This is a genomic window from Actinobaculum massiliense, from assembly GCF_001457435.1.
GTDB classification, from domain to species: Bacteria; Actinomycetota; Actinomycetes; order Actinomycetales; family Actinomycetaceae; genus Actinobaculum; species Actinobaculum massiliense.
Genome location: NZ_LN881717.1, coordinates 539,905 through 565,329, shown reverse-complemented (window position 1 = coordinate 565,329; position 25,425 = coordinate 539,905). Strand labels below are relative to the sequence as shown.

General features: G+C 57.5%; 21 protein-coding genes. 14 read left to right on the top strand and 7 right to left on the bottom strand.

What is annotated here, in order from left to right:
- Positions 1 to 106: 106 nt before the first annotated feature.
- Both rfbB and BN2664_RS04425 read right to left on the bottom strand, forming a co-directional pair.
- Positions 107 to 1,099 (bottom strand): dTDP-glucose 4,6-dehydratase, encoded by a 993-nt coding sequence (gene rfbB, locus BN2664_RS04430; RefSeq protein ID WP_007001412.1) that lies wholly within the window; start codon positions 1,097 to 1,099, stop codon positions 107 to 109.
- Between the two features lie 69 nt (positions 1,100 to 1,168).
- Positions 1,169 to 2,446 (bottom strand): MATE family efflux transporter, encoded by a 1,278-nt coding sequence (locus tag BN2664_RS04425; RefSeq protein WP_007001413.1) that lies wholly within the window; start codon positions 2,444 to 2,446, stop codon positions 1,169 to 1,171.
- A 94-nt stretch (positions 2,447 to 2,540) separates the two neighbouring features.
- On the opposite strand from BN2664_RS04425, the gene BN2664_RS04420 reads away from it, so the two are divergent.
- On the top strand, positions 2,541 to 3,284 hold the full coding sequence (locus tag BN2664_RS04420) for a glycosyltransferase (RefSeq protein ID WP_007001414.1): 744 nt from the start codon (positions 2,541 to 2,543) through the stop codon (positions 3,282 to 3,284).
- The gene (locus BN2664_RS04415; RefSeq protein WP_007001415.1) at positions 3,281 to 4,183 is read left to right on the top strand and encodes a glycosyltransferase family 2 protein; all 903 of its coding nucleotides are present in this window, start codon (positions 3,281 to 3,283) and stop codon (positions 4,181 to 4,183) included. The genes BN2664_RS04420 and BN2664_RS04415 overlap by 4 nt, the downstream gene beginning before the upstream one ends.
- Positions 4,184 to 4,214: 31 nt before the next feature.
- Here BN2664_RS04415 and BN2664_RS04410 read toward each other — a convergent pair whose 3' ends face one another.
- Together BN2664_RS04410 and BN2664_RS04405 are read right to left on the bottom strand one after the other, a co-directional pair.
- A complete protein-coding gene (locus BN2664_RS04410) occupies positions 4,215 to 4,643 on the bottom strand; it encodes a DUF2304 domain-containing protein (protein ID WP_007001416.1) in 429 nt (142 codons plus the stop codon).
- A complete protein-coding gene (locus tag BN2664_RS04405) occupies positions 4,640 to 5,398 on the bottom strand; it encodes a glycosyltransferase family 2 protein (protein WP_007001417.1) in 759 nt (252 codons plus the stop codon). The genes BN2664_RS04410 and BN2664_RS04405 overlap by 4 nt, the downstream gene beginning before the upstream one ends.
- A 130-nt stretch (positions 5,399 to 5,528) precedes the next feature.
- On the opposite strand from BN2664_RS04405, the gene BN2664_RS04400 reads away from it, so the two are divergent.
- From BN2664_RS04400 to BN2664_RS04380, 5 genes are all read left to right on the top strand, one after another.
- Entirely contained in the window at positions 5,529 to 7,193 is a 1,665-nt protein-coding gene (locus BN2664_RS04400; protein ID WP_040317009.1) for a DUF2142 domain-containing protein, read from the top strand.
- A gap of 183 nt (positions 7,194 to 7,376) precedes the next feature.
- Entirely contained in the window at positions 7,377 to 10,274 is a 2,898-nt protein-coding gene (locus tag BN2664_RS04395) for a glycosyltransferase family protein (protein WP_007001419.1), read from the top strand.
- A complete protein-coding gene (locus BN2664_RS04390) occupies positions 10,275 to 11,297 on the top strand; it encodes a glycosyltransferase family 2 protein (protein WP_007001420.1) in 1,023 nt (340 codons plus the stop codon).
- A gap of 153 nt (positions 11,298 to 11,450) precedes the next feature.
- Positions 11,451 to 12,587 carry a glycosyltransferase gene (locus tag BN2664_RS04385; RefSeq protein WP_162137573.1) on the top strand — a complete coding sequence of 379 codons (1,137 nt, stop codon included), beginning with the start codon at positions 11,451 to 11,453 and terminating at the stop codon, positions 12,585 to 12,587.
- Between the two features lie 43 nt (positions 12,588 to 12,630).
- A complete protein-coding gene (locus BN2664_RS04380) occupies positions 12,631 to 13,506 on the top strand; it encodes an NAD-dependent epimerase/dehydratase family protein (protein ID WP_007001422.1) in 876 nt (291 codons plus the stop codon).
- A gap of 1 nt (position 13,507) precedes the next feature.
- Here the strand turns inward: BN2664_RS04380 and BN2664_RS04375 are convergent, their stop codons facing one another.
- Both BN2664_RS04375 and BN2664_RS04370 read right to left on the bottom strand, forming a co-directional pair.
- Positions 13,508 to 14,476 carry a glycosyltransferase family 2 protein gene (locus BN2664_RS04375; protein WP_155856504.1) on the bottom strand — a complete coding sequence of 323 codons (969 nt, stop codon included), beginning with the start codon at positions 14,474 to 14,476 and terminating at the stop codon, positions 13,508 to 13,510.
- 10 nt (positions 14,477 to 14,486) lie between these two features.
- On the bottom strand, positions 14,487 to 15,104 hold the full coding sequence (locus BN2664_RS04370; RefSeq protein ID WP_007001424.1) for a dTDP-4-dehydrorhamnose 3,5-epimerase family protein: 618 nt from the start codon (positions 15,102 to 15,104) through the stop codon (positions 14,487 to 14,489).
- Positions 15,105 to 15,252: 148 nt separating this feature from the next.
- Between BN2664_RS04370 and BN2664_RS04365 the strand changes: the two genes are divergently transcribed.
- The 4 genes from BN2664_RS04365 (at position 15,253) to BN2664_RS04350 (ending at position 20,230) form a co-directional block, all read left to right on the top strand.
- Positions 15,253 to 16,632, top strand: a complete 1,380-nt coding sequence (locus BN2664_RS04365; RefSeq protein ID WP_040317011.1) for a hypothetical protein — start codon at positions 15,253 to 15,255, stop codon at positions 16,630 to 16,632.
- A gap of 106 nt (positions 16,633 to 16,738) precedes the next feature.
- The gene (locus BN2664_RS04360) at positions 16,739 to 17,566 is read left to right on the top strand and encodes an ABC transporter permease (RefSeq protein ID WP_007001426.1); all 828 of its coding nucleotides are present in this window, start codon (positions 16,739 to 16,741) and stop codon (positions 17,564 to 17,566) included.
- Positions 17,566 to 18,858, top strand: a complete 1,293-nt coding sequence (locus BN2664_RS04355; protein ID WP_007001427.1) for an ABC transporter ATP-binding protein — start codon at positions 17,566 to 17,568, stop codon at positions 18,856 to 18,858. Before BN2664_RS04360 ends, BN2664_RS04355 begins: the two co-directional genes overlap by 1 nt.
- A 1-nt stretch (position 18,859) precedes the next feature.
- The gene (locus tag BN2664_RS04350; RefSeq protein ID WP_007001428.1) at positions 18,860 to 20,230 is read left to right on the top strand and encodes a glycosyltransferase family 4 protein; all 1,371 of its coding nucleotides are present in this window, start codon (positions 18,860 to 18,862) and stop codon (positions 20,228 to 20,230) included.
- Positions 20,231 to 20,263: 33 nt separating this feature from the next.
- Here BN2664_RS04350 and BN2664_RS04345 read toward each other — a convergent pair whose 3' ends face one another.
- On the bottom strand, positions 20,264 to 20,557 hold the full coding sequence (locus BN2664_RS04345; RefSeq protein WP_040317012.1) for a hypothetical protein: 294 nt from the start codon (positions 20,555 to 20,557) through the stop codon (positions 20,264 to 20,266).
- Positions 20,558 to 20,695: 138 nt separating this feature from the next.
- Here BN2664_RS04345 and BN2664_RS04340 point away from each other — a divergent pair, with 138 nt between their 5' ends.
- The 3 genes from BN2664_RS04340 to BN2664_RS04330 all read left to right on the top strand — a co-directional run bounded on the left by BN2664_RS04340 (position 20,696) and on the right by BN2664_RS04330 (position 25,331).
- Complete coding sequence (locus BN2664_RS04340; protein WP_040317013.1) at positions 20,696 to 23,212, top strand: glycosyltransferase; 2,517 nt, start codon at positions 20,696 to 20,698, stop codon at positions 23,210 to 23,212.
- 133 nt (positions 23,213 to 23,345) lie between these two features.
- A complete protein-coding gene (gene rfbD / locus BN2664_RS04335; protein WP_007001430.1) occupies positions 23,346 to 24,215 on the top strand; it encodes a dTDP-4-dehydrorhamnose reductase in 870 nt (289 codons plus the stop codon).
- A gap of 168 nt (positions 24,216 to 24,383) precedes the next feature.
- The gene (locus tag BN2664_RS04330; protein ID WP_007001431.1) at positions 24,384 to 25,331 is read left to right on the top strand and encodes a lysylphosphatidylglycerol synthase domain-containing protein; all 948 of its coding nucleotides are present in this window, start codon (positions 24,384 to 24,386) and stop codon (positions 25,329 to 25,331) included.
- The last annotated feature ends 94 nt before the right edge of the window (positions 25,332 to 25,425 follow it).

Below are 25,425 nucleotides of genomic sequence, written 5' to 3'. Positions count from 1 at the left end.
TGTGATTAAAAAGAGGTGTGGGTACGCATTTTTGCGCACCCACACCTCGAGCTACAGTTTTCGGTCATCGCCGGGGTTTCAGCATCCCGCTTCGCCCGGCTGGCCTTTAGTGGCCCGACTTGCGGTACTTGGCCTCCACGGCTTCCTTCGCCGGACGCCACCAGTCTTCGTTCGCCTTGTACCATTCAACGGTCTGGTGCAGGCCTTCCTTAAAGCTCTGGAACTTTGGCTGCCAGCCGGTTTCCGCAACCAGCTTGCTGTTATCAATGGCGTAGCGCTGATCGTGGCCCGGGCGGTCCGCCACGTGGTCGAAATCGTTAGCGTCGCGGCCGAATTCCTCGTTGATCATTTGGATCACCTGGAGGTTGTTGAGCTCGCCATTGGCCCCAATGAGGTAGGTCTCGCCAATGCGGCCCTTGTTGATGATCTCCCATACCGCCAGATTGTGGTCGATGACGTGGATCCAGTCGCGGATCTGCTCGCCGGTGCCATACACGCGCGGGCGGATGCCGTCGATGAGGTTCGTGATTGTACGGGGGATGAGCTTCTCCACGTGCTGGTAGGGGCCGTAGTTATTGGAGCAGTTAGAAATCGTTGCTTCGACTCCAAAGGAGCGCACCCACGCGCGTACCAGCAGATCCGACGATGCCTTGGATGCCGAGTAAGGCGACGACGGCACGTAGGGGTCACCGGCCTCGAACTTCCGGTCCTCGCCAATCTCGAGGTCGCCGTAGACCTCATCGGTAGAAATATGGTGCAAGCGCGTTCCGTGGCGCCGGCACGCTTCGAGAAGCGTAAACGTGCCCACGATATTGGAGCGAATGAAGGGCGAAGGATCCAGCAGCGAATTGTCATTGTGGGACTCCGCGGCGAAGTTCACGACGACGTCGGCATCCTTCACCAGGGGATCAACGGTGTCCGCATCGGCAATGTCACCAACCACCAGTTCCACGCGGTCCAGCCCCTCAATCGACTTGGGGTTACCCGCGTACGTGAGCTTATCGAGGACGACGACGTCCGCGTCCGGGAAGTGCTCCACGGTCTGATGAACAAAATTGGCTCCGATGAAACCGGCACCACCTGTAACAAGTACGCGCATGGTTTTCCTTTCCAAAAGTTCTCCGCAACAGATGCTGTAAAGAAGGCGCGCCTCCGCGCCGATCAGGTTCTACGCTACACGAGCTCGGACCGCCAGCGTTCGGTAAATCGCCGTGTAGTGTACGGCGCTACCGCACAGCGGACCGGCTACAAGACCAAGAATAGTTCTCACCGGGAGGCTCCAGGGGCCGAGCATGCACAGAACCGCAATGACCACGGCGATGGCCCATCCCGCCATATTCCAGCGGTGCAGATCCAGTGCGAGGGCAATCGCCCCGCCAAGCATGAGGAGAGCAAGGCATGCGGCGGCGAGAACCAGTAGGCCGAGGGTAACCCCGCCAACCTCGTAGTTCGCCCCGTAAATGAAGCGCATCAGCCAGGGGCCGAGGAAGTAGGCGGCGATTCCGCCCGCTACCGCAATCATCCCGATAGCGGCTGCAAGCTTGCCCATTGCTGCCCCGGCCCTTTCGGGATGGTCAACGAACGCGGTAATAATCATTGACTGGAAGGCCACTAACGGCATAAGGAGCGGTGCGCGGGTCACCGACACCGCCGTTACGAGCGGCGCCGCCGATGAGTAGACCACCGGATCGGTCGTCAGGCTCATAAGAATGGGGAAGCCATTAATGAGCACCGCGGAAAAAGCGGTAGCGGCCATCGCCTGCAACATACGGCTCGCAAGCTCGCGCCAGCCGAGGGGAACATCGACCCGCCAGGCTTTACGCACGAGGGGGAAGATGCCGAAAAGAACCCAGGTGAGAGTTGCCAAAGTGACACCGAAGTAGAAACCCACTAGTCCCGTGCCCGCAAACCCCACGATCAATGCAAGGATCAGACGTACCATGGGCTCGGCGGCGGAGAGGAGAGCAAAAAGGTTCCAGCTGTTGAGCCCAGCGAGGGAACCGACCGTCGCCAGGTGGACCGGGTAGGCCGCGGCGACGATGACGAGCCCGCAGACGGCGGCGAAAAGATTCACTCGCGGTCCGAAGATCGCATTCCAGGCCGGAATAAGGGCAAGAACCAGCAGGACACCAGCCAGAGAGATCATGCCGATCAGAAGGAAGAGCCGGGTGCGGCGTTCGCTACGTTCTTGCGTTTCGGTTCCTGCAATAAAAGCGCGGCGGACCGCCCGCGTGGTTTCGTTCTGAATCCCTGATAGGACCGCCGTGATAGCGGAGAAAGCAGACCAGAAAACAAGGAAAGCCGCGTTGTCTGCGAGGTTGAGGCTACGGGCGGAAACCACGGTGAGGAAGAAACCCGCTAATGCGGCAACGATGGCGCTACCGGCGACCGCCGTTACGTTGGAGCTGCGGGACGAATCCTGATCCGAGTGTTCGACCGTGGTCATGGTGTGCCTCCTTTTATGGCGGCCAGGAGCGGTCATGCCGTATAAAGTTGGGTTTTGACGAAGATAACCTTACGCGAGTGAAAGGAAGGCGAGTATGACGGACGTCAGCGTGTGCATGGCCACCTATAACGGGGAAAAATATCTGGCCGAGCAACTGGACTCGATCCTTTCTCAGTTGGGTGACGACGACGAAATCGTGGCCGTTGACGATTGCTCGACGGATGGAACCGTCGAAGTTTTGCGCCAGTACGCGGAACACGATCCAAGAGTGCAGGTGATCGCCCGCCAGGTGAACTACGGTTACGTGCGCACATTCGAGCAGGCAATTCGCGCTTCCCACGGCAGATACATCTTGCTTTCGGATCAGGATGACGTATGGACCGATGATCACGTGCAGATCTTGCGGGAAGTGCTGGGGCAAGACGGGGGAGCCGTGGCTTCTAATCTGGCAACCCTCGGTGGGCCCGCGGTCATTCCCGGACCCTACGGCCAAAAGGATTGGAGCCTAACGGCGGCGTCGTCGAACCATAACCACCGCAACGTACTCGGAATTCTGGCGGGAAATATGCCCTACTACGGTTGCGCCATGGGATTTCGGCGCGAGTTGGTGGAAGACGGCTTACTCCCGTTCCCGGCATTCCTCTCGGAATCGCACGATTTATGGATCGCACTGTACGCAAATCTGTGCGGGCAGATGATTCACCGTGAAGAGCGCACGGTCTTGCGCCGATTCCACGAGGATAACGCCTCGCCCTCCAAACCGCGCGGCGTGCGCCAAGCCCTCGCCTCGCGCGCAATGCTCGTTCGCTGCATTCATGAGATAAAGGAACGTCGATGACTTTTGACATTATGCTTCCCTACTGGGGAGAACCGGCCTATCTTTTCCAGACGGTTGAATCGGTTCTAGCTCAAGACAGCGATAATTGGCGGCTGGTCGTTATTGATGACCGGTACGGTGATCCATCCGTTCCCGAATACTTTGAGCGACTGGACGATCCGCGAATCACGTACATGGTCAACGAAGAGAACCTCGGCGTCGCGGGTAATTTTGAAAAGTCCGTGGAGCTAGCTACCTCCGACTACCTGATGGTGATGGGGAGCGATGATGTTTTACTACCCAACTACGTATCTGGTATGGAACGGGCGATACGCGAGCATCCGGAAGCGGACATTATCCAGCCGAATGTGGAAACCATTGGTTCCAACGGCCGGGTCCGGTGGAATTTAGCCGATCGTATTAAGTACCTTTTGCGTCCCTCGACGGCGCAGGGTCCGGTGCTCTTGCGCGGGGATGAGGCTGCTTCGCGCCTTCTGGTAGGGGATTGGCTGTACTGGCCCTCCTTGACTTTCAAGCGGGAGACGATTTCCGCCACGCCTTTCCGCGATGGGTACGACGTGGTCCTCGACCTTGGGGTCGTCATCGATATTTTGTTGGCCGGCGGAACGCTTCTGGTGCTTCCGGACGTTACATTCCGGTATCGGCGCCACGACGAATCGGTCTCTTCGGTCAAGCTGCTTGACGGCTCACGGTTTGCGGAAGAGCGCGATTATTTTGCGCGCGTCGGCAAAGAGATCAAGAAACGCGGCTGGAAGAAATCGCGGCGAGCCGCCGGGCTCTATGCCACCTCGCGGGCGCATGCCCTCTCCCTGGTTCCCAAGGCGTTGCGCCTCAAAAACGCCGACGCATTGCGCGCGCTTCTGCGCCACTCGTTCGGCCCGGTTGGGAATAGCGAGTAGCTGATTTCTCCGGGCCCGAAGCGAAAAGCGCTTAGGCAGTGGGTTGCGGTGAAGGGTTCTCGGAGGCGTCGGAGGCGGTGCCGGGCTGGGGTTGCCCTTCGCCGGCGCGGGTCTGTTCGAGGGCGAGCACCCGCGCATCGAGAATAGCAATTTCTTCGACAAGGCGCCGCCGGTCTTCCTGCAATCCGGATACAGCCGTGGAAAGCTGAATGGAAATAATGAGCAGGATGAAGGACGCTGCCACCAAAATCATATTGGACGCGCGCTGGAACCCCAGCAGGTCCGAGGCCCAGAACAGGAGGCGGGGCCAGATCGCTATCACCAGCAGACCAATCCCGATAATGAACCAGATATATAGATACGTCTGCTTCAGCCGGCGGGAGCGAAGCATCCACCCCAAGTAAAACAAAAAGAAAATGGCTGCAATAATCGGAAGTAGCCTGACCATCCACGCACTCATTGGCGCCCTTCCTCCTTTTTATTCAACTCTTTGGCGCGCGGGCGCGAGGCGGCTACCGCCATCGAGATCAATCCGCGGAGTAGTAGTTTTGCGGACTTCCAGGGACTTTGCGAGGGCTGGCCGGCAATCCGTTCGCGCATATCAACGCCCACCTGCTCAACGCGCAGGCCGTGTTTGGCGGCAATCACGAGTGCCTCAATCGTGTCACCGAGGTATTCGGCCGGCATCTCATCGGAAAATACGCGAATCGCGTGCCGGTTAGTGAGCTTGAAACCTGAGGTGGTGTCCGTCAGCTTAGTTTTATTGATGCGTGAGAGGATGCTCGAGAGAAATGACATCGCCCATGCACGCGGCCCTTTTACGCGATAGTTTCCGACGCCCGCAAACCGTGCCCCGATTACCAAGTCGGCATTGGTTTCGCGCATGCGCTCCACGAGTCGTGCGATATCGGAGGGGCGGTGTTGCCCATCGGCATCCACTTGCACCGCCAGTTCGTATCCACCCCGCCAGGCGTAGCGATATCCGGTTCGCATCGCTCCGCCCACGCCCATATTGATCGGGAGAGTCAGGGCGGTGGCGCCTTCGGCTCGGGCAATTTCAGACGTGTGATCCCGAGAGCCGTCGTCGATCACAACAACGTCAGCTTTGGGAACGCACACGTGGAGTTCATGCAGGACGGAGGGTAGGGACTCTTGCTCATTCCAAGCGGGAATGAGAACTACCAAGCCGGTCCCATCGAAACTTTCTGTGGTCACGGGCCAAGACTACCGGCAATATTTCACGAAGTGTGCAATGAGCGCGCGGCCTAACATGAGACACTCAGCGTGATGAATGCTAATTGCCGATAGCCCCAGAGACCGGTGGGGGAACGTAAAGTGGGAGGCCATGAGGAAATCGCGAAAGCTTGCGCTAAAGCGAGGGGCGAGCGGTGGTGATCCGCGTTGGCGGCGAAATCTGTGGACCTTCGCTCTTTTAGCGGCGCTCACAAGTTGTTTGTCTGTGGTGGCGTTCCCCTTCGCGGGGCCCGATGAGCAGGCGCACTTCCTCTACGGGTACGCGGTGGTAACCGGCCAAAGCCCGATGGAATCTGACGGACTTAGTGCTCCGCGCTACCTTGCGACGGGAGACATGGCCTGCTGGAACGACCACCCGGAAAATCCCGCGGTCTGCGATTTACCCGATCTGAATTCGGGGACGACGCTCGTCGAAACGGTGACGACGGCGGCCAACTATCCGCCGCTCTACTACATTTTGACCTGCTGGCCCCTGCTGATTGCCTCGGGTGCTCCCGCGATATATTGCGTACGAATCCTCTCCGCAATTCTCTTCTGCGCACTTATAACATGCGCGCTCGGCAACCTCGCGCGCATTCACCCCTGGGGCCCGCGGGCGGCCACACTGTTGTGCGCTACCTTGTTTCCGACCGTGCTAAGTCTGGGGAGCGTTCTGAATCCGCAGGCGCTCGAATTGGGCTGCGCGCTGGTTTACTCCGTTCTTTTCGTGCGGCTGATCCACATTTACGCTCAAGGCACCCGGCTGGGAGATGCGCGCCGGGCACTCATTGTGATGGCGCCGTTCCTGGTTCTGTGGATTCTTAGCCGGCCGGTTGGCCCCTTCTGGGCAATCATTGTTTCCGTCATTTTCTGTTTGTGGCTGGGAGTGGGAGGACTCAAGCGTCTCTCACTGACCCGCGAGTTCTGGATTCTCCTCGGTAGTGCTACTCTCGCCTGCCTTATATGGCTCCTGTGGCGCTGGGTGGCGCAGGCGACGATTCCCGTCAGCGGTAGCCCGGATTACCTTGCTTTATTTGGGGACAGCCTCTCGCATCTTCAGCTCCATTTGAGTTCTATTTTGGCCTGGGCCTCGATCCCAATCCCGGCCTGGGCGCGATACCTCGCGGAAATCACGTTCCTGGGTGCGCTGGTTTGCGGCTTCCTGCTCGGATCGTTGAGGCTGAAGCTTGCGCTCGCGGCGGGTATAGCGGCCTTCCCGTTATCAATTGTGGTTGCGACTGGTCAGGTTTACGCAGAAGCGGGGTATATGTGGCAAATGCGCTACAGCTTCCCGCTCGTTTTCGCGCTCCTGGTAGCCTCCTGCGCTTCGGTTGCCGAGCGCTGGGCTCGCGCTGAGCTTGCCGAGCGGCGGGCCGACGCCGAGCGCCGGGGCAACGACAAGCAAGCCGTCTCGCCGGCGATCGTGGATGGAGTATCCGCTGCGAATAAGCCCAGCAGGCTATGGCCAGCCGTTTTGGGCAGAGGCCTCGCAATTATTTACCTGGTAGCCAGCTATGCTGTTTGGCTGTCCTTCCTGTGGAGTTTTCCTCAGCGGATGTGGGCCCAGCTAGAGGGAGGAGGTTGGAGTGGCTTACCTCTGGGGCCTCGCTTCGCCGTTTTTGCCGCATTTGGAATCGTCACCGCGAGTTTTGTACTCTTGTTGGCGGATATCTCAAGGGGTAGGCGACGCCGCGGCCCGCGTAATCAATTGGAACAGGGCGCCGCTCCGTGGCCTCGGGGTGCAAGGGGTGAGCGGAACATTTTGGCTGAAATGTGACGGTATCCCGAACGCTAATAGTTAACGGGAAGTTTCTAGTACCCTACTTGGGTACCTAATTAAACTTTGACAAAACTTTTTTTGGCCGTTTTACCACGTCGATGTTTGACCAGGTGAGATGAGTGCCGCGCCCTCGCGCGCACCGGGTGAAACTCTTGTGCTGGGCGAAAAGAAGGGAAAAGAATGCAGGACGTCGCGGAGGAAACTAATCCGCCAGCCACTAGTGGCGACCGCGCGAAAGGACTCGAAGAGCCGCGGGTGGAGGTAGAAACACCACCTCGCGCGGATCGCTGGCATCGTTGGCGCTCCGATCTGCTGAGCCCTGACGGGATCCTTTCCCTGATTCTTTGGCTTTTTGTCCTGATTTTTTTAGCAGTTACCGTGCTTCCGGGTCTTGGGGGCAATAAAGTCTTTGCCCCCACCCAGTATTTGAACACGGCAGCGCCCTGGCAGTCGGATTATCAGGATGCGTATCCACCGAATCCGGGCCAGTGGGATGTTTTCGACAGCGTCATCCCCGAGTCAATCTTCATCACCGAATCCACCAAGGATGGCCACTATCCGCAGTGGAACACTCACCAGGTCGGGGGAACCGAGGGCGGCACAATTCCGAACACCGGGCTCTTTTCGCCTCTCTCAATTGGTTGGTGGATTGCGCCCGCGGGTACCGCGGTTGCCTTAGTTAAAGTATTCGAGACCATCGCCGTCGCCCTTGGGTTCTATCTGCTGTTGCGCAGAAGCTGGGGTTTTGCTCACTTCACCGTTCCGCTGGCGACCCTTATCTATATGGGTTCAAGCTTTATGCTGTCATGGACCGGCTGGCCGCAGACCCGCGTTGCCGCGATGATTCCCTTGCTTCTTTGGGCTGCGGATGCGCTGGTGTACCGGCGTAAATGGAGCACAAGTCTGTGGTTTGGCGTGATTGTGGCATCGCTTTTACTGGGTGGATTCCCCGCGGTCTCGGCCTACGCGCTTTACCTGTGCGGCGGCTATTTCTTACTTCGCTGGATTCTCGACTGGGAGAATCTGCGCGAGTCGCTCCTCTCAATCGCGCGCGGTGCGTTGGGACTTATCCTCGGACTCGGCCTCTCGGCAATCCAAATGTTGCCCTTTGTGCAGTTCTCTCTCGACTACGTCGATTTTGAGTTCCGCGCCCAGGGAGCAAATGCCATGGACCAATCGCTCCTTGCAACCGTCTTCAATCCTTTCTACTTCGGCCTGACCTTTGACTACGAACGCTGGCCCGTTCACTGGATTGAAGGGTTCTCGTACGTGGGGGTAGCGGTGTGCGTCCTGGCAGCGCTAGGTCTGGTGTTTTCCCGTACTCTCCGCCGGGGGAGTAGCTCGTACTTTGGGATCGTTGCCCTGGTGCTACTTATCGGAATCTATGGGGCGGACGCGGTTTCGTTGTTTCTCGCGAAAATGCCGTTGGTGGGAACCTCCCATTTAGGGCGGCTTCGCGTGATTATCGATATGTGTTTGGTGGTCCTAGCCGTTATTGGAGCGCAAAGCCTTTTCGGAGGCCGAGCACGTTGGACGGAAGCTTGGGGGCGGCTCCGCACCAATCACTGGATTCAGATTCGTACGCCCCTGGCCCTCGCGGTCTGCGCCTTCGCCTTGAGCAGGGTTATTAAGGGGCGCGCGGAGGCGGAAGAGGCGCTTTATCCCCACGATCCAACCCTGGTACTCCAGGACTATCTGTGGATGGGATGGGTGATTGGCGGCGGCGTCGTCGTCATCTGCTTAGCGGTTGTCTCCTTGATGAGCGAGAACCGTTGGGCGGGGGTGCCGGTGATCGTCGCGTGCGGAGCCCTTATTGCGGGGCCGACGACGACGATCGCCCGGGTCTGGTGGCCGCTTTCCGATGCGGATTCGTTCTATCGAGAAACTCCCACCCACGACTATCTTGCGGCAAATCTTGAGGGAAACCGCTTCATTGGTATTGAAAACACCATGATGACGGGAACCCAGGACGCCTACGGTTTGCGCGCAGCCACCGGGCACAAATTCACGGATCCTCGGTATGCAGAAGTTCTTTCTCTTATCGACCCCGCGATCTTTATTTCCAAAACCTACACCTCATTCCATAACGACCAATTTGCTCACTTAGAAGAGCACGGTGCGGCTAACCGACTTTCGATCAGTCACGTGGTTGCTTCCCAAGGGCAACTATCAGCGCGCATCCAACCGGTATCGGTAGCCGACTTTTACTCGACGGCTGTTCTGGAATCGGAGGGAAACTCGATTCAAACTGCCGTGCATGAGGGCCCTGTCGATGCGCTCCAGATCAGAATGGTGGGAACCGACGGTTTGGAAGACGCTCCGGGAGTCCTTCATATCCGACTGGTGAGTACGGAAGGTGAAATTCTTGCCGAATCCCAGGTGAAGGCGGAAGGGATTAATGAGTACTACATCGTTCCCGTGAACGGAGCGGATATTGCCCCCAACGCGTCGTGGTCGGCGGAGATTTCGCTTGAGGGTTCGAGTGGAACGATTACCGTAGGCCTAGATGAAGACGGGCTGGGCCTGGCGCGGCCGATCCTCTTCTCCGAGGAGATCGGAATGCGTCTAGTGCACTACGACGGAACTTTCACCTTTGAAAGAGATGGTGCTCTACCGCGTATTCGCTGGGCTAATGAATCCGTTGTCGTCGCCGATAGCGGCGAGCGTCTAGCAGTCATGGACTCCACCGAAACCCCGGGCAACGCGGTGGTCTTGGAACGTGAGCAAGACGCCCGCGAAGTGGACGCCGGCTCGCACGCTGATCTTGTGATCGATGAGCCGAACAGCGACGATACGCATATAAGGCTCTCGGCTAATGGTTCCGGGTGGCTGGTGATCGGGGAGAACACCCGCACGGATGGATGGTCTGCCACGCTCGACGGACAGAAGACGGAACTCGTGCCGGCTGAGCATTTCGGGTCAGCCATTTTCGTGCCCGATGCAGGTGAACACGTCGTCGATCTGACGTACCGGAATCCCCACTTTGAATTGGGTAAGAAAATCTCTCTCGCCTCCCTAATTGTGGCGCTCGCCCTGGGAGCGGGAACATTTGTCTCATACCGGAAAGGTGCTAGGTAAATGAAGGTGTTTATCCAGATTCCGTGCCTGAATGAAGAGAAGACGTTGGGCGTGGTTCTCGATACAATCCCACGTGAGATCCCCGGCGTGGATTCGGTGGAAATCCTCGTCATCAATGACGGCTCCACCGACCGAACGGTCGAAGTTGCAAAAGAACACGGCGTGAAGCACTTTGTGCATCACGCCCGTAATCAAGGTCTGGCGCGCTCGTTCCTGGACGGGACGAACTACGCCCTGGCGCACGGGGCCGATATCGTTGTGAATACCGACGGCGACAATCAGTATCCCCAAGCTGAGATTGTCAATTTGGTGCAACCGCTCCTTCGCGGTGAGGCCGATATCGCGATCGGAGATCGGCAAACCAGTAAAATCTCTGAGTTTTCATGGTTCAAGAAGCGAATGCAGGCATTTGGATCGAGTGTGGTCAACCGCGCCGCGGGTACTCGATTGCCGGATGCGGCCTCGGGATTCCGCGCCTACTCGCGCCTCGCCCTCTATCGCCTCAATATCGTTACGCAGTTTTCCTACTGTATGGAAACGATTATCCAGGCGGGCAATAAGCGCCTGAAGATTGCCTCGGTTCCCATTCGAACCAACCCAAAGACGCGAGAGTCACGGCTCTTCAAGAATATTTGGCAGCACATGTTCAAGTCCGGTTGGGCCATCATCCGGTCGTACCTCATGTTCAAGCCGCACGTTCCCCTCGGTCTAACAGCTGGAATAACAGGCCTCATCGGTCTTATCCCGTTTATTCGCTTCCTCATCTACTACCTGATGGGCGAGGGCGCTGGCCACGTGCAGTCCCTAATTTTTGGGTCCGCAATGCTCGTAGCCTCGATTATCTCTGTGACGATTTTGATCATTGCGGATTTGCAGAAGACGAATCGCATTCTCATTGAGCAACAACTCGAAAGATCGAAGGAGCTTCAATACGGGCCGTCTGCGATCACAGCTGGGAAAGAACCCGGCGAACCGCAGGATACGGAGTTTCGAGGCATTATCGGTGATGCCAACGCGAACTAACCGGTGGCCGAGGCTCGCGCTTCAGGTTATCGACCTCCGCGGCCTCACGTTGCCGGGCTGGTGCGGCGCGGGAGCTCTGAAGGCGGAGAAAACTTACCGAGTGGAAGTAAGGGAGAGGCATTGATGGGGAAAGCTAAGCCGAGAATGCTCGTGATGGGCTCGACGTTTCCGGCGCACCCGGGGGATGGGACGCCGGAGTTTATTGGAGACCTTGCATACGAACTCAGCGACGAATACGACATCGAGATCCTGGTACCTATGGTCCCCGGTGCCAAGCGGGACGAAAACTATCGCGGTATGGTGGTGCGTCGCTTCCGGTTCTTTCCCCAGAAGTGGGAGGACCTCGCTGATGGGGCGATCTTTGAGAATATTCGCCGGTCGCCCTCGCGGCTTTTACAAGTTCCGCCTTTCTTTCTTTCGGAGTTGCGGGGCTTGCGGAAAGCGGTGAAAGCATTTTCGCCGGATATTATCCACGCGCACTGGATCATCCCACAGGGTCTGGTAGCCGCCATGGGGGCGGCGAAGATTCCACGTTTGCTCACAACCCTGGGCGGCGATTTGTACGCGCTGGATCGTTTCCCCCTGAGTGCGATCATGTCGCGCGTGGTCAAGGGATCGCGTGCCGTGACGGTCATGAACGAAGATATGGCGCAACGGGCTATCGCGCTGGGGAGTGATCCGGCGCGAACATTCGTGATCCCGATGGGTGCCAACCTCACTCATATGGTTGAACCAGTCGAGTCCGATGGCGATGATGTACGTTTGCTCTTCGTGGGCAGGCTCGTGCCTAAGAAAGGCGTTACGTATCTGCTCCAAGCATTGCGGGAGATGGGTACGGGCAACTGGAAACTCACGATCGTTGGGGATGGTCCGGAAAGAGAATCGCTTGAGCGGGAAGCTAGCGGCTTGCCGGTAAGCTTTGTAGGCGCACTTGACCGGGTGGAGTTGCGCAAAACCTATGCCCGATCTGATGTGATCGTGACGCCATCGGTACCAGCTGAGTCGGGTGACCAAGACGGACTTCCGGTTGCGCTACTGGAGGCCATGGCTGCGGGTCTTCCCGCAATCGCTTCGGATTTGCCCGGCATTAATGAGGCCGTCATAGATGGAGAAAACGGGCGTCTGGTTCAGCCAGGCAATGTGCGAGAGCTGGCAAATGCGCTGCGAGAGGCGATTGAGCATCCGGAAACTCGTACCCGCATGGCGCGTTTGGCGCTGAAGGTGCGTGATCAGTATTCGACCAGCGCCATTGGTGAGAGGTACAAGGAGCTTCTGCGGCGGTTGTTCTGAAAATGGGCGCGGTTATGACGGTGAGCGCAAAGGGAGCAGAAAGATGAGTACCAGAGTTGCGATTGTAGGCGCAAACGGTTTCATCGGGTCGAGGGTGCGCGCCCTCTTCGAAGAATCGGGTTGGGCCTGCGATAGCTACACGTCGGAATATCCCATTTTCGACGGAGAAACAGTGAACTTTCGAACGGGAGTGCCCGATGTATTGGTCTGGGCAGCTTCCCGTTGCACGCCCAAAATCGCGAACGACTCCCCGGAGATAGCCGATGCTGAACTCGCTGAGGTGAGACAGACCCTCTCCGCGGTGCTCCTTCAGGCACCGCGCCTCCGCACTATTTTTCTGTCCTCCGGAGGAACCGTTTATGGCGACCAGGCAACCGCGCATCGAGAGGAAGAGACTTTAGCGCCGCTGGGCAACTACGGGCAGCTCAAAAGCCGGTTGGAGGAGGTTTTCCTCGCTTCCGGTGGGGATCCCGTCATTTTGCGTGTTGCCAATGCGTACGGGCCGGGCCAAACCGGGGCCGGAGCGCAGGGCGTTCTCGCGGTGTGGATGGGCGCTATTCTGAACCGCGAGCCCTTCCGTGTTCTGGGTTCCCTTGACGCCGCCCGCGATTACGTGTACGTCGACGACGTCGCGCGCGCCGTGTTCGCCGTCGCGAGCGAACCTAGCTTGGGCCACCGAGTTTTTAACGTGGGATCCGGTGTTCCCACCACGCTCCGTGAGCTGATTGAGCATTTACGGGAGGTTGTGGGGCTTAGATTTGAAGTGGAACATGATCCCTCCCGGGGCTTCGACGCGAATGTGTCCTACCTCGACGTCGGGAGAATCGAGCGTGAACTCGGGTGGCGAGCCGAAACTATGCTCCCTTCTGGCATCGCGCAAATGTGGCAGTGGATGGAGTCTCGCGCCGCGGATCGCTAAACTACCCGCGCCTTCCCTTCCTTCCGCGGCGAGCATCGCGCATGGCCGCGCGCAACTCCGTGCGGCGCTGCGGTAAACGATCAACAAGGAACCCGTTGAACGCAAGGTATTTTAGGGCCCACCAGGCGTAGCGAAGCCGCCACCGGGACGGCATGAGCTCCCCACCTTCCCGCACGAGGAACAGAGTATTGCGCAAGATGTAGTAATTGCGCATGGGGGAGTGAACATGAACGGGCTGGGTACGCCCCGGAAGCATCACGACCTCATCGCCCAGCGAATGATGCAAGGTTGCCGCAGGAACACAGACCAAACGCCACCCGCTCCGCCGCGCACGCAACCCCCACTCAAGGTCAACGTGATCGATAAACAGAGCGGTATTCATATCGCCCACGTTGTCGAGGCACCTCATGCGAATGAGGCAACCGCTCGCCACCAAGAACGCCACATCGAGCGTCGGTTGCGCCAGTTCTTCTGGGTGGGCCCGCTTTGGCGCCCACTTGCGCGCAACGTAGACGAGCTGATCGGCGCCCTCACGATCTTCGCTAGGAAGAGGGCCGGCAGCGCCTACCATTTCGTCTGCCTCAAGTGCGGAGAGTAGTTTGCTGACCATATTCGGCGCGGGAACCGAGTCATGATCGGAGAGCAGAACATACTCTGCGCCCATGCCGCGAGCCTGCTCGATGCCCAGATTCTGGGCGGCGGCGATGCCGATATTCTCCCCGATCTCCACCAGCGTGTGCCGTTCGCAGGCTTGCCGGAGCGAGGGGAGGGACGCCGGAGTAGAGCCATTGTCGACGACGACGATCCCGGCCACTTGCCGCTCAAGCTCCGAAAGAAGCGGGAGCAAGTTGGGCGGGTTGAACGTGATAACGACAGCAACAACCTTCGCCGCCTGGTTGTGGTCTTGGGTATCGGCGCTACTCCCAGCGGCGTTGCTCGCGGGCGTCACTCCACCTTCGCTTTCAGACATCTGTAGATTTCTAGGCATTCAGTGCGGAGATGAACTCCTTGTATTGCGAATACGTAGGAAGTAATCCGGCTTCCCGTGCCCCGCTCAAGCCGGGCGCGGCCGTGTCTTTTTCAGATAGCACGAGGTTCAGCTTCTCGCCATCCCTACCGGTTTCGGGGAACTCAAGCCCAATCTCTTCGCAAAGCGGGTTAATGCCGTGCTCGCGGGTTGGCGCGTACTCCGCGGAGCAGAGGTACATCACGGTCGAATCATCCTCCAGTGAGACGAAGCAATGCCCGAGCCCCTCGGAAAGATAAATGGCTTTACGCGAGTCATCATCCAGCAATACGGAATCCCATTTGCCAAAGGTCGGGGAATCCACCCGGATATCGACCACGTAATCGAGCACCGCACCGCGCGGGCAGGTGACGTACTTGGCCTGCGACGGCGGAATTTCTGCGAAATGGATTCCGCGCACCGCGCCGGCGCGGGAGACTGAAATATTTGCCTGCTTCAGGTCAAGCTGATGGCCTACCGGCGATTCGAACACGCTGGCTTTGTAAACCTCGAGGAACTTTCCCCGTTCATCGGGAAAGTGTTTGGTGGTAACTTCCCAGGCGCCTTCAATTGATAATTCGCGGAATTCCATAAAAACCTCGCATCGTCTTCATTGCCTACGTAATGTTTACCTAGAATTTTAGGCGAACGGCTCTTCGACCGCGGCCGCGTAGTCAAGCTTATACACTTCGCTTTGATGATTGAGATGGGAACGACTAGAGGAGATGTCCTTGCTACGTATGAAACTTTTTCTAAGTGAAAAGCCTTGGGCAAAGTGGTTGGCCGTCTTCTTCCTCTTTTTGTTCCTCTTTGGTCTTCTCAATGTTCGCTATAACGCCGCCAATACCGCGCTCTCACCAATAGATGAGTACAACTACGTGGATGCGGTGGACAAAGCATCCCGCGGAATTGTTTCTCATGAAGGCGCAACGGTTGACCAGGTCGCCCAGGAAGCTTCTGCGTGCCGTGGCTTCGGAATCATGAAGGGGAAGGGAACTCCCGAAGGCGTATGCGGCGGCAATAATTCGCTCGAAGATTTCCCCTGGGATGGTCACTCAACCGCTGGAATTCACTCGCCGGTCTACTACTTCGTTACTGCGTGGATCGCAAAACCGATTGAGTGGTTAGTGCCGTCCTACGACCTCGTTGATGCGGCACGACTCACCGGTGCGTTTTGGCTCGCCGCGGGAGCTACCGTGCTGTGCGCCCTCGTAAGCCGCGAAGCGGGCCGCTTGAGCGTGGGGATCGCGCTTACCCTCTTCGTGTGTTCTCTCCCCGCATTTCGCACGACGACGGCGTACATCACCCCCGATGCCCTCAATCTCCTCGCGGGGGCATCGATCACCCTCGCCGCCATGAGATACGTGAGAAAAGAATGGAGCGTGTGGCCGTTCCTCCTGCTTTCGGGGATTTTCACTCTAGTAAAAATGCAAAACGCTTTCATTGCGGCTGCCATGTGGCTGTTCTTGCTCTGGTACAAGATCGGGCCGCGCCGGCAAAGCAGTGCAAACCTTGAAGGAGGGGAGGATCTTCCCGATACGGTCGCGTTACCGATCGGTAGCCACAAGCTCTCCTTCCGCCGTCATCCTTCGTGGCTAGCACTCTCCGCGCTACCTGTTGTGGTGGCAGCCGTCGCGGTGGGATGGAACCTGATTCGCACCGCTCTGAGTGTAGATGCGAACAAGCCCGCACAAGTTGATCGAGTCGCGGATTTATCGCTGAGCGGTCTGATTGATAGCTTCGGGGATGGAATCCTCATTATGTTCCGCGGCTTTTTCATTGAGCAGGGAATGTCGCCGTTCGTCATCGTCGCCCTATTTGTTTCCGTCGGCGCGCTTGCTTCGGTCGCGTGGTTCCGTCAAGGAGACGACGTGCTGAAGCGCCGATTCGCCGAGGCGGGAATTAGTTCTTTGTTCCTGGTAGGCCCCGGGATTTATCTCTGCTTTGGCCTGCTCTTTGGCAGCTGGGTGCCGGTGCAGACGCGGTACGTCCAAGTTTTAATCCCGATCTACGCGGTAGCGGGTGCTTGGGTCACGGAGCGCAAGTCGGTCAGAGTGGGCTTGTGGGTGCTTGCCGTCAGCGCCTATGCTTTTGCACTTCTGCTCGGTAGGGGCTACTAAAGGCGAGGAAGTTCGCGTCTAGAATTCCCTAGTCACTACCATGGCTGGTATAAGCTCGGTGCACGCGCTTCGCAACCGCGGGCAAAGAGAAAGGCATAAGGTGTCAATGTTTGATGACCTGCGGGGAACCAAAGAGCTCCTGCTTAACTTGACCATGCGAGAGGTCAAAGGAAAGTACAAGCGAACCGCGCTCGGTCAGCTCTGGTCCCTGGCAAACCCCATCGCGCTGATGATTGTTTACAGTTTCGTCTTCGCTATGGTCATCCGCGTCCAAGTTCCTGTGGGCGATCCATCCGGGATTGATCTTTTCGTCGTTTGGCTCATGGCGGGCCTCTTGCCATGGACGTTTATGTCAAACATTGTCAATGGGGCAATGTCTGCGATTACGGGGAACGAAAACCTCATTAAGAAGGTGTATTTCCCGCGCTCCATCCTTATTTTTGCCAATACCCTTGCCGGTCTCTATCAGCATTTCTTTGAAATCGCGATTCTTTGCGTCGTCGTAGGTTTCCTCGGCAACAATATTCTGCTGCGTTTGCCGCTAGTTATTCTGGTGATTCTTCTGCTAGCGGCCTTTGGTACTGGATTGGGAATGTTATTCTCCATCGCGAATGTCTACTTCCGCGATATCCAGCATTTCGTGGGGATTCTTTTTCAGCTCTGGTTCTACGCCAGTCCGATCGTCTACCCGGCTCTTTACGTGCAGGGGATGTCAGAGAAATATGGCCCCCTGATTGGGTCAGTGACGATTTACGATCTATACAATCTCAACCCGTTCAAACATTTTGCGGATATCTTCCGCGCTCTTTTGTACGACGGCGCGTGGCCGAACTGGATCCAACTGGGCGGAGTAGCGGTTATGTCTGGGGCGATGTTAATGCTCGGATGGTGGGTGTTTGATCGACATCAAGCTCATTTGGCGGAGTCTCTCTAATGAACAACACACAGTCGGTAGAAAACGCTATTGAAGTCCACGGCGTAACCAAGAGCTTCAAGATATACAAGGAAAACAACCAGACCTTGAAGTCGGCGATTATGCGCCGCCGGAAGTCAATTTCAGAGAACTTTGTTGCTCTCGACGGAGTGTCCCTTAACGTCCCGCGCGGAAGCACCTTTGCCCTCGTCGGAGACAATGGTTCGGGAAAGTCCACCCTGCTCAAATGCATTGCCAAGATCCTGGTTCCTGACGAGGGGCAAATCGTCCGCCACGGCAAGATGGCGGCGATGTTGGAGGTTGGTTCCGGTTTCCACCCGGAGCTTTCGGGGCGTGAGAACATCTATCTCAACGGTTCAATTCTGGGCATGAGCAGAAAACAAATCGATGAGAAGTACGAAGATATTGTTGAGTTCTCGGGCGTTCGCGATTTCATCGACCAACCGGTGAAGAACTACTCATCCGGTATGTACGTGCGCCTGGGCTTTTCGGTTGCTATTCATACCGAGCCGGATATTCTCCTCGTCGACGAGATTCTTGCGGTGGGAGACGCTGCTTTCCAGGAAAAGTGCGCAAAGAAGTTCGCTGATTTGCGTGCGCAAGGTAAAACCGTCGTCGTCGTGTCCCATTCCATGGCGCAGTTGCGAAATATGGCCGATAACGCGGCTTGGCTGGAACACGGAAAGTTGCGAATGGTCGGCCCGGCCAAGGAGGTCCTCGACAAGTACGAGACCTCCACTCAGGAGAATATGCGCTTTGATGCGGCGGGAAGAGTTCGCTGGGGCTCGGGAGAGGTCGAGGTCCTGGGTATGCAGGTCCTCGATGAAAACCTGGCGCCCGTTCTGGGAGCTATTCCCACTGGCCAGGAGATAACCGTTCGCATGTGGTACAACGCCCATCAGCGAATTGAAAAGCCGGTTTTCGGTTACTCGATGGAATCCTTCGACGGCGTTTATCTGTGGGGAAACAACACGCGCGATTTGGAATTCCCGGTGGACTATATCGAGGGTCCGGGAGTGGTCGATCTGCGCATACCCAAGGTGCTTCTAGCCCCCGGCCAGTATCTCTTCCATGGCTCGGTCGTAAACACCACCACTGAGCACGTCTACGACTACGTCAAAGAGCTGGCGAGTATCTCCGTGAAGCGCGGTACACCCTACGAATCCGGAGGCTACGTTATTTTGGATGGCCGTTGGAATTTCCCAACCGGGTCAGCCCGCGGCACGCAGATCGACTCCAAAGACTCCGCGGATGAATTAGAAGCAAGGAACTCGGCAGGAAACGAGGACTAGCATGAGCGAGATCGCGATTGTTTCTCTAGATACATTCAGCGAGAAAATGGCCGGCCCGGCCATTCGCGTCTGGGAAATTGCGCGTGAACTCTCGCGCTCCAACCAGGTTAGAATCCTCAGCTTTGGGAAAGTTTCTCGCCCCGGCGAGAATTTTGAGATTTTCGAAACCCGGGTTGAGAGTTTTCAAACCGATCTCGGCTCGCCGGACGTCGTCGTCGTGCAGGGCTATCTGTTGCAAACATTCCCATGGCTCGGGACCTCAGATTTCAAGCTTGTGGTTGATCTTTACGATCCGCTCCACCTCGAATCGCTTGAGGTGGAGAAGCATCGGCCTTTGGCGGAGCGGAGATTCGCTTTCCAACATGCCGCGGCGGAGCTCGAAGCACAGATGCGAGTTGGCGATTTCTTCCTCTGCGCCTCACGCGCTCAGCGGCATCTTTGGTTGGGCGAGATGGTTGCTTTAGGGCGCATCACCCCCGAGCTTTATGATGCTGACCCCTCGTTGAACAAGCTCATCGCCCTGGTTCCGTTTGGGCTTTCCGATTCCGAGCCGGTGCGGACCACAAACGCCATCCGCGGCGCAATCCCGGGCATTTCGGAAGAATCGAAAGTCGTGATTTGGGGCGGAGGGATCTATAACTGGTTTGATCCGCTCACGGTGATACGCGCAATTGATCGTGCGAAAGAGAAGATTGCGGATCTGCACCTCGTGTTCTTAGGGGCAAAGCACCCGAATCCCGATGTTCCTGAGATGCGGATGGTAACCGCCGCGCGTGAGCTCGCACGTGATCTCGGCCTGGAAGGCACGCGCGTTCATTTCAACGAATCGTGGGTTCCATACGATGAGCGGCAAAACTACTTGTGCGATGCGGATGTTGCGGTATCTGCGCACTTCAATAACGTGGAGACGGAGTTTTCATTCCGCACGCGAATTCTCGACTACCTGTGGGCGGGACTACCCATGGTTGTCACCGAAGGTGATTACTTCGCGGATCTCACCCAGCGCGAGGGTTTGGGGGAGGTCGTTGGTTACGAGGACGTCGATGCCTTCGCCGCTGCCTTAGTGAACCTCCTGAACGACGACGGATACCGCACCCAGGCACGGGAGAATATCGCTCGAATCGCGCAAAGCTTCCGTTGGAGTGAAGTTCTTGCGCCGCTTCGCGAGTATTGCGCATCGCCGTATTTTGCTCCCGACAGGGAAAGCGCGGAGCAACGCGCGCGGGCCGGAAAGCGCTCCGCGCCCGCGAAGGCTCGCCGTAGCCCCATCGCGCTCGCGGCCAAGAGCTTTGAATCTTTGCGGTCGCAGGGGGTGCGCGCCACGGCGAGGCATATCAAGAGTTTTTTGGCACGCCAGCGGGAGCACTCGTAGGCTTTGCCGCCAGGTTAAGCCCGCTAGTGTGGTTTAGCTGAGTGCGCGTTTGCCGAGGTTCCGCACGCGCTTTGGTAGCAATTGAATAGCCTTGCTCGTTACTGGCGAGGTACGTAGCCCCTTCGCGAGCCTGCGCCGGAAACTTGGCGACGCTACGCGAGGGGATGTTGATTGCCGGGCTACGCCGCCCTGTTGCTGCTGCTCCAGCTGGCTAATTCGCTCCATTTGCGCGGCAATAATGGCGTCGCGAACCTTGAGCTCGGCTAGCGCCGAATCAAACTGCGAACGAAGGGCCTTATCGTTTTCGCTGTCCTCACTATCAATCACGTCCCCAATTGTAGCGGGCGAGGAACGGCAAAAAGCGCACTCCGCCGGCGATTCGCAATGTTCTGGTCTCGGCGCTCGGGCTCGCGGTGAGAGCGCGTGAAAGACGGGAGCATCGCACTTATGCGGTAGCATTTCCGCATGCGAATCATGCAGGTATCGGCACATTACCCGCCCGATTTTGTTTCGGGTGGCACGCTCATTCCGCAACGCTTCGCCCGGGCAGCGCGAGACCGTGGCCACGATGCCTACGTGTTTGCCGGAAATTTGAAAGACCTACAGCCGCTGGAGACTTCCGATTCCTTCGACGACGGAATTCAGGTGAGATGGGTCGGGGTCGATGGATTCCTCGCCTGGCACAGCGAGAAGAATTACGACAATCCAGCGGTTGCGAAGCTATTCGAGGATTATATTTCGGAAGTCAAACCGGATCTGGTGCATTTTCATTCCATTCAGACATTAGGAACGCAGTGCCTCAGTATTGCGCGCAAAGCCGGTTGCGCCGTCGTCGTCACCATGCACGATTTCTGGTGGATCTGCCCGAAGCAATTCCTGCTTGGCCCCGATGATGAGCCAATTTCTCCAGCTGTTGATTGCGCATACGTGGATTGGGGAGTGACGTCCGAGTGGCTCGAGCACCGTAGCCAATCCATGCGAAGCGCCCTGGCGGATGCCGACCTAATCCTCGCCCCCTCGCAGATCGCGGCGGACGTGTTCTTAGCTAACGGGGTCCCGCGGCAAAAGCTCCGAGTAAATGAGAACGGCATCGATGGCGCGTCCGAAGCGGAATCCGTACAGAGAACCATCGGTTCGGGTGTTCGATTTATGTATACGGGAGGTAATAACCTCTCCAAAGGCTACGGGATCCTACGGGAAGCGGCAAATCAGGCCCGGGTACCGGTCGGTACCACGCTTGATTTGTACCGTAGCTCGGATGCAGGTTTCCCCGACTGGGCAACATCCAGGCCGGCATACGGACGTGATGAGCTTGCCGCGACGTTTGCCCAGCACGATGTACTCATCCTCCCCTCAATCGGGAGAGAATCCCATTCGATCGTGACGCGCGAAGCGCTCGCATCGGGCATGGCAGTAATCGCAACCGCGAGTTTCGGCCCGGAAGAAGCGATTGAAGATGGCGTCAACGGCCTGATTATCCCGCCCGATGACCCCTCCGCTCTTGCCGATGCAATAGAAAAGGTCTCTAACCGGGAGATAGCGCAAAAACTGATAAGCGGGAGCGGTGGGTCTCGGCTCGTTACCGTTGCGGAACAAGTTGAACAGGTATTTGAGTACTACACCGAGGTTCTCGCGCAGCGCGAGCGGGTGGCCGATCCGGTTGTACCGGCGATTCAGCAACTGATACGAAAAGTCGTCTTCGTGATTGGGATTCAGGGCGCACCGGCTCGTTACCGTGCGCACCTTCCTGCCGAGGCTCTGGCGAAGTGGGGGATTGAGTCCGAGGTATTGAACTATCGCGATCCGAGCCTTCCCGCGCAAGTTTTAGCGGCTGACGCGGTGGTTTTCTACCGGGTACCGGCTACCGACCAAATTTTGGATCTCATAGGAAAGATCCGCGCGTGCGATAGTAATATCCCGATTCTCGGCGATATTGACGATCTCATTTTTGATCCCTCCATTGAGCCCCTATTGGAGAACTTGGACCGCCTCACCCCGGATGAACGGGATCTCTGGCGACGAGGCATCTATCGCTACCGCACCACCCTCGAGCATTGCGATTACTTCATTGGATCCACCCAGACGATTACCGCAGAAGGGTCACGGCTCCTTGAGGTTCCCGCGCAGCGATTCCCTAACGGTATCGGCGAAATTCTGGCGAAGCTTTCAGACCGCGCCGCCAAACAGGAGCGGGCGAAGGGGCCGTTGCGCATTGGATATTTCTCGGGGACGGATACGCACGACGCCGATTGGCAGTCAATTGAAGAGGCGGTATGTGAAGTTCTGAAACGCTTCGAGGATGTGGAGCTGTGGCTGGGTGGGTTCGTGGAGCCATCGGCGCGCATGCGCCCATTCCAGAATCGATTGGTGAGAGTCCCCTTCCAAGAGTGGACTCAGCTGCCGAAGGTTTTGCGAGATGTTGATATCAATCTGGCTCCGTTAACCAAGGGCGGCCGCTCAGATATTTTCAATGAGGCCAAATCAGCAATTAAGTGGCTTGAGGCAGCTTTGGTACTTACTCCTACAGTTGCCACGCCGACTCAGCCATTCCGTGAAGCTATTGAACATGGCAAGACGGGCTTTCTTGCGGACACCACCGAGGAATGGGTGGAGGCGATGGTGAAGCTTCTTGAAGATGAGCAATTACGGAAGAAAGTGGCGTTCCGAGCGCGCCGGGAAGCCCTGCTTGACCTCTCTCCAGCCCTGCAGGGCGAGCTATACCGGAACATCCTAACGGCGGCCTGGCGTCACGTTTCTCAGCACGGGCATAAAGAAGCCTCGAACTTTTCGTTCGTTGCTGATAATGAGCCCTTCTCGGAGCTCGATAGCTGGGTGGAGCCATACGAGTTCGACTTCACCTTCCCTCCGCGCTCGCGAATAAAGCGGCTGGTTCGTAATGCAATCCATTCGTGGCGCGTTGAAGGCCCCAAGGGTTTCATGCGCCGGGTGGGTAGTAAATTACGGCTAACATCAATGCCGTAACCGTCGACCACCGAGTAAGCTCACGTAGGCGCTCGCTGCGGCGACCATGGTGAAGAAACGACGAGTTGTAGATTTTTATCGGGGAACTCTCGCCAAGAAGTGAGAGTTCAAAGGACGATACTGGAGGATATTTATGCGTTGGATGATTACGGGCGCGAAGGGAATGCTCGGGCACGATCTCGTGGAGTTGCTGGTGCGCGAGGGGAACGACGTCGTCGCTCTGGACCGTTCAGAGATTGACATTACCGATGCGGCGAGCGTTCGCCAGATGATTAGCGCAACGGACGTGATCGTTAACGTGGCCGCGTACACCGCCGTCGATAAGGCCGAGGAAGACGAAGCGGCTGCCTTCACCACCAATGCCACCGGACCGGAAATTCTCGCCCGGCGCGCGAAGGAAATTGGCGCCAAGCTGGTGCATATTTCCACGGATTACGTGTTTTCGGGCGACGCCGTCGACCCCTATGGGGAAGATGACCTGCTGGCCCCGCGTAGCGCCTACGGGCGTACGAAAGCGGCCGGCGAGTGGGCCGTACGCACAAACACCGATGATTACTACATTATTCGCACCGCCTGGCTTTACGGTGCACACGGTAAGTGCTTCCCCAAAACGATGGCGACGCTGGCTCAAACCCACGATGAGCTTTCCGTTGTTACTGACGAAGTTGGACAGCCGACGTGGACCTGCGATCTGGCCGATCTTATCGTTCGACTCGTAGAGTCCGAGGCGCCTTCCGGCATCTATCACGGCACCGCGTCAGGGAAGACGAATTGGTGGAACTTCACCCGAGAAATCATGGCATCGATTGGGAAAGATCCCGAGATGGTGAAGGAGACGACGGCGGCGGCCTTCAAGCGCCCGGCTCCGCGTCCGCATTTCTCCGTACTCGGCCACGATGCGCTTGAGCGTGTTGGCGTCGAGCCAATTGGCGATTGGAAGGATCGCTGGCAAGAAGCCAGTGAATCCGTTCTCGCGGACGTGATTTCAACCGACGATAACTAAGAAGATTGAGGCATATCGGCGCGATATTTGGGCCGCTCTCGGTTAGCCCGCGGGCGGCTGGTCGCGCCGAACCGAGGGCGCGAAGGGCCTGCCTCGCCGAACTGAGGGTGCGAAAGGCCGGCGACCATAGCAATGCTCTATTAATGAGTGTGGGCCGGGGATAAAACCATGACACAAAATGCGAAATCTATCGCGGGGAAGATTATCCAATTTCTTCGCGGTCCCGTTTTCCGTACTGGATTCATGGTCCTGGCGGTGGTCGCGGCGATCTGGGCCGTAGCCTCAAATTGGGACGAGGTGACCGGTGCGCTTGCGCGCTTGTCGCCGTTGGTTACTCTCAGTGCACTGGTGCTCGCCATGGTTTACGTACCGATCACCATGCTGTCGTGGCGGGCGGTTCTTAACAATATTGGCGAGCCCGTCGATCGGAAAGTAGCGCGCAGAATTTTCTTTTCCTCCCAAGTTGCCAAATACCTGCCGGGGGGAGTGTGGAACTTCGTTGCCGCGGCCGAAATTGGGCAGGATTACAAGATTGCGGGACGGCGCTCGCTGTTTGCGTTGCTGATTTCCATGGCTGTCTCAGTGGGTACGGGCCTCGTCTTCGCTATCCTCGCGCTAGTTTTTGGACCAGCCCAGGTACGGGCGGACAATGCCTGGGTGGCCTGGTTTTTCCCCGTTGTCCTCGTCTGTTTGACCCCGTGGGTACTTAACCGCCTAGTGCGCATCGCCCTGAAAGTGCTTGGCCGCGAGCCTCTCGAGCGCGACCTCACCATAACAGGAACCGTGCTCTCGGCCGGGTGGGCCTGCCTAAGCTGGATCATCATAGGCTTTCAGCTTTGGATCATGCTGGTAAACCTGGGGATGCCAGCCGAATTCTCAACTCTCGTCTTGTCAATGGGCGGATATGCGCTCGGCTGGATCGCGGGATTTATAACCGTCTTTATCCCCGCGGGTCTTGGAGTGCGCGAGGTCGCTTTGGCAGCCGTGCTATCAACCGTTGTGGGACCGGGCGAAGTGGTCGTTGTAGTTCTTCTATCCCGCGTATTTACGACGCTCGCTGATCTGCTTTTGGGCATTACCGCTTCCGGATTTATGCGGGCCGCGCGCAAGGGCTAGTACCGCCGCAGGGTGGGCGATCCCGATTTTACGCTTGCGCCTCGGTAATGCGCACTAGCGATGTGCCCACGCTCAGGCAACGCGCGCGAGCTCA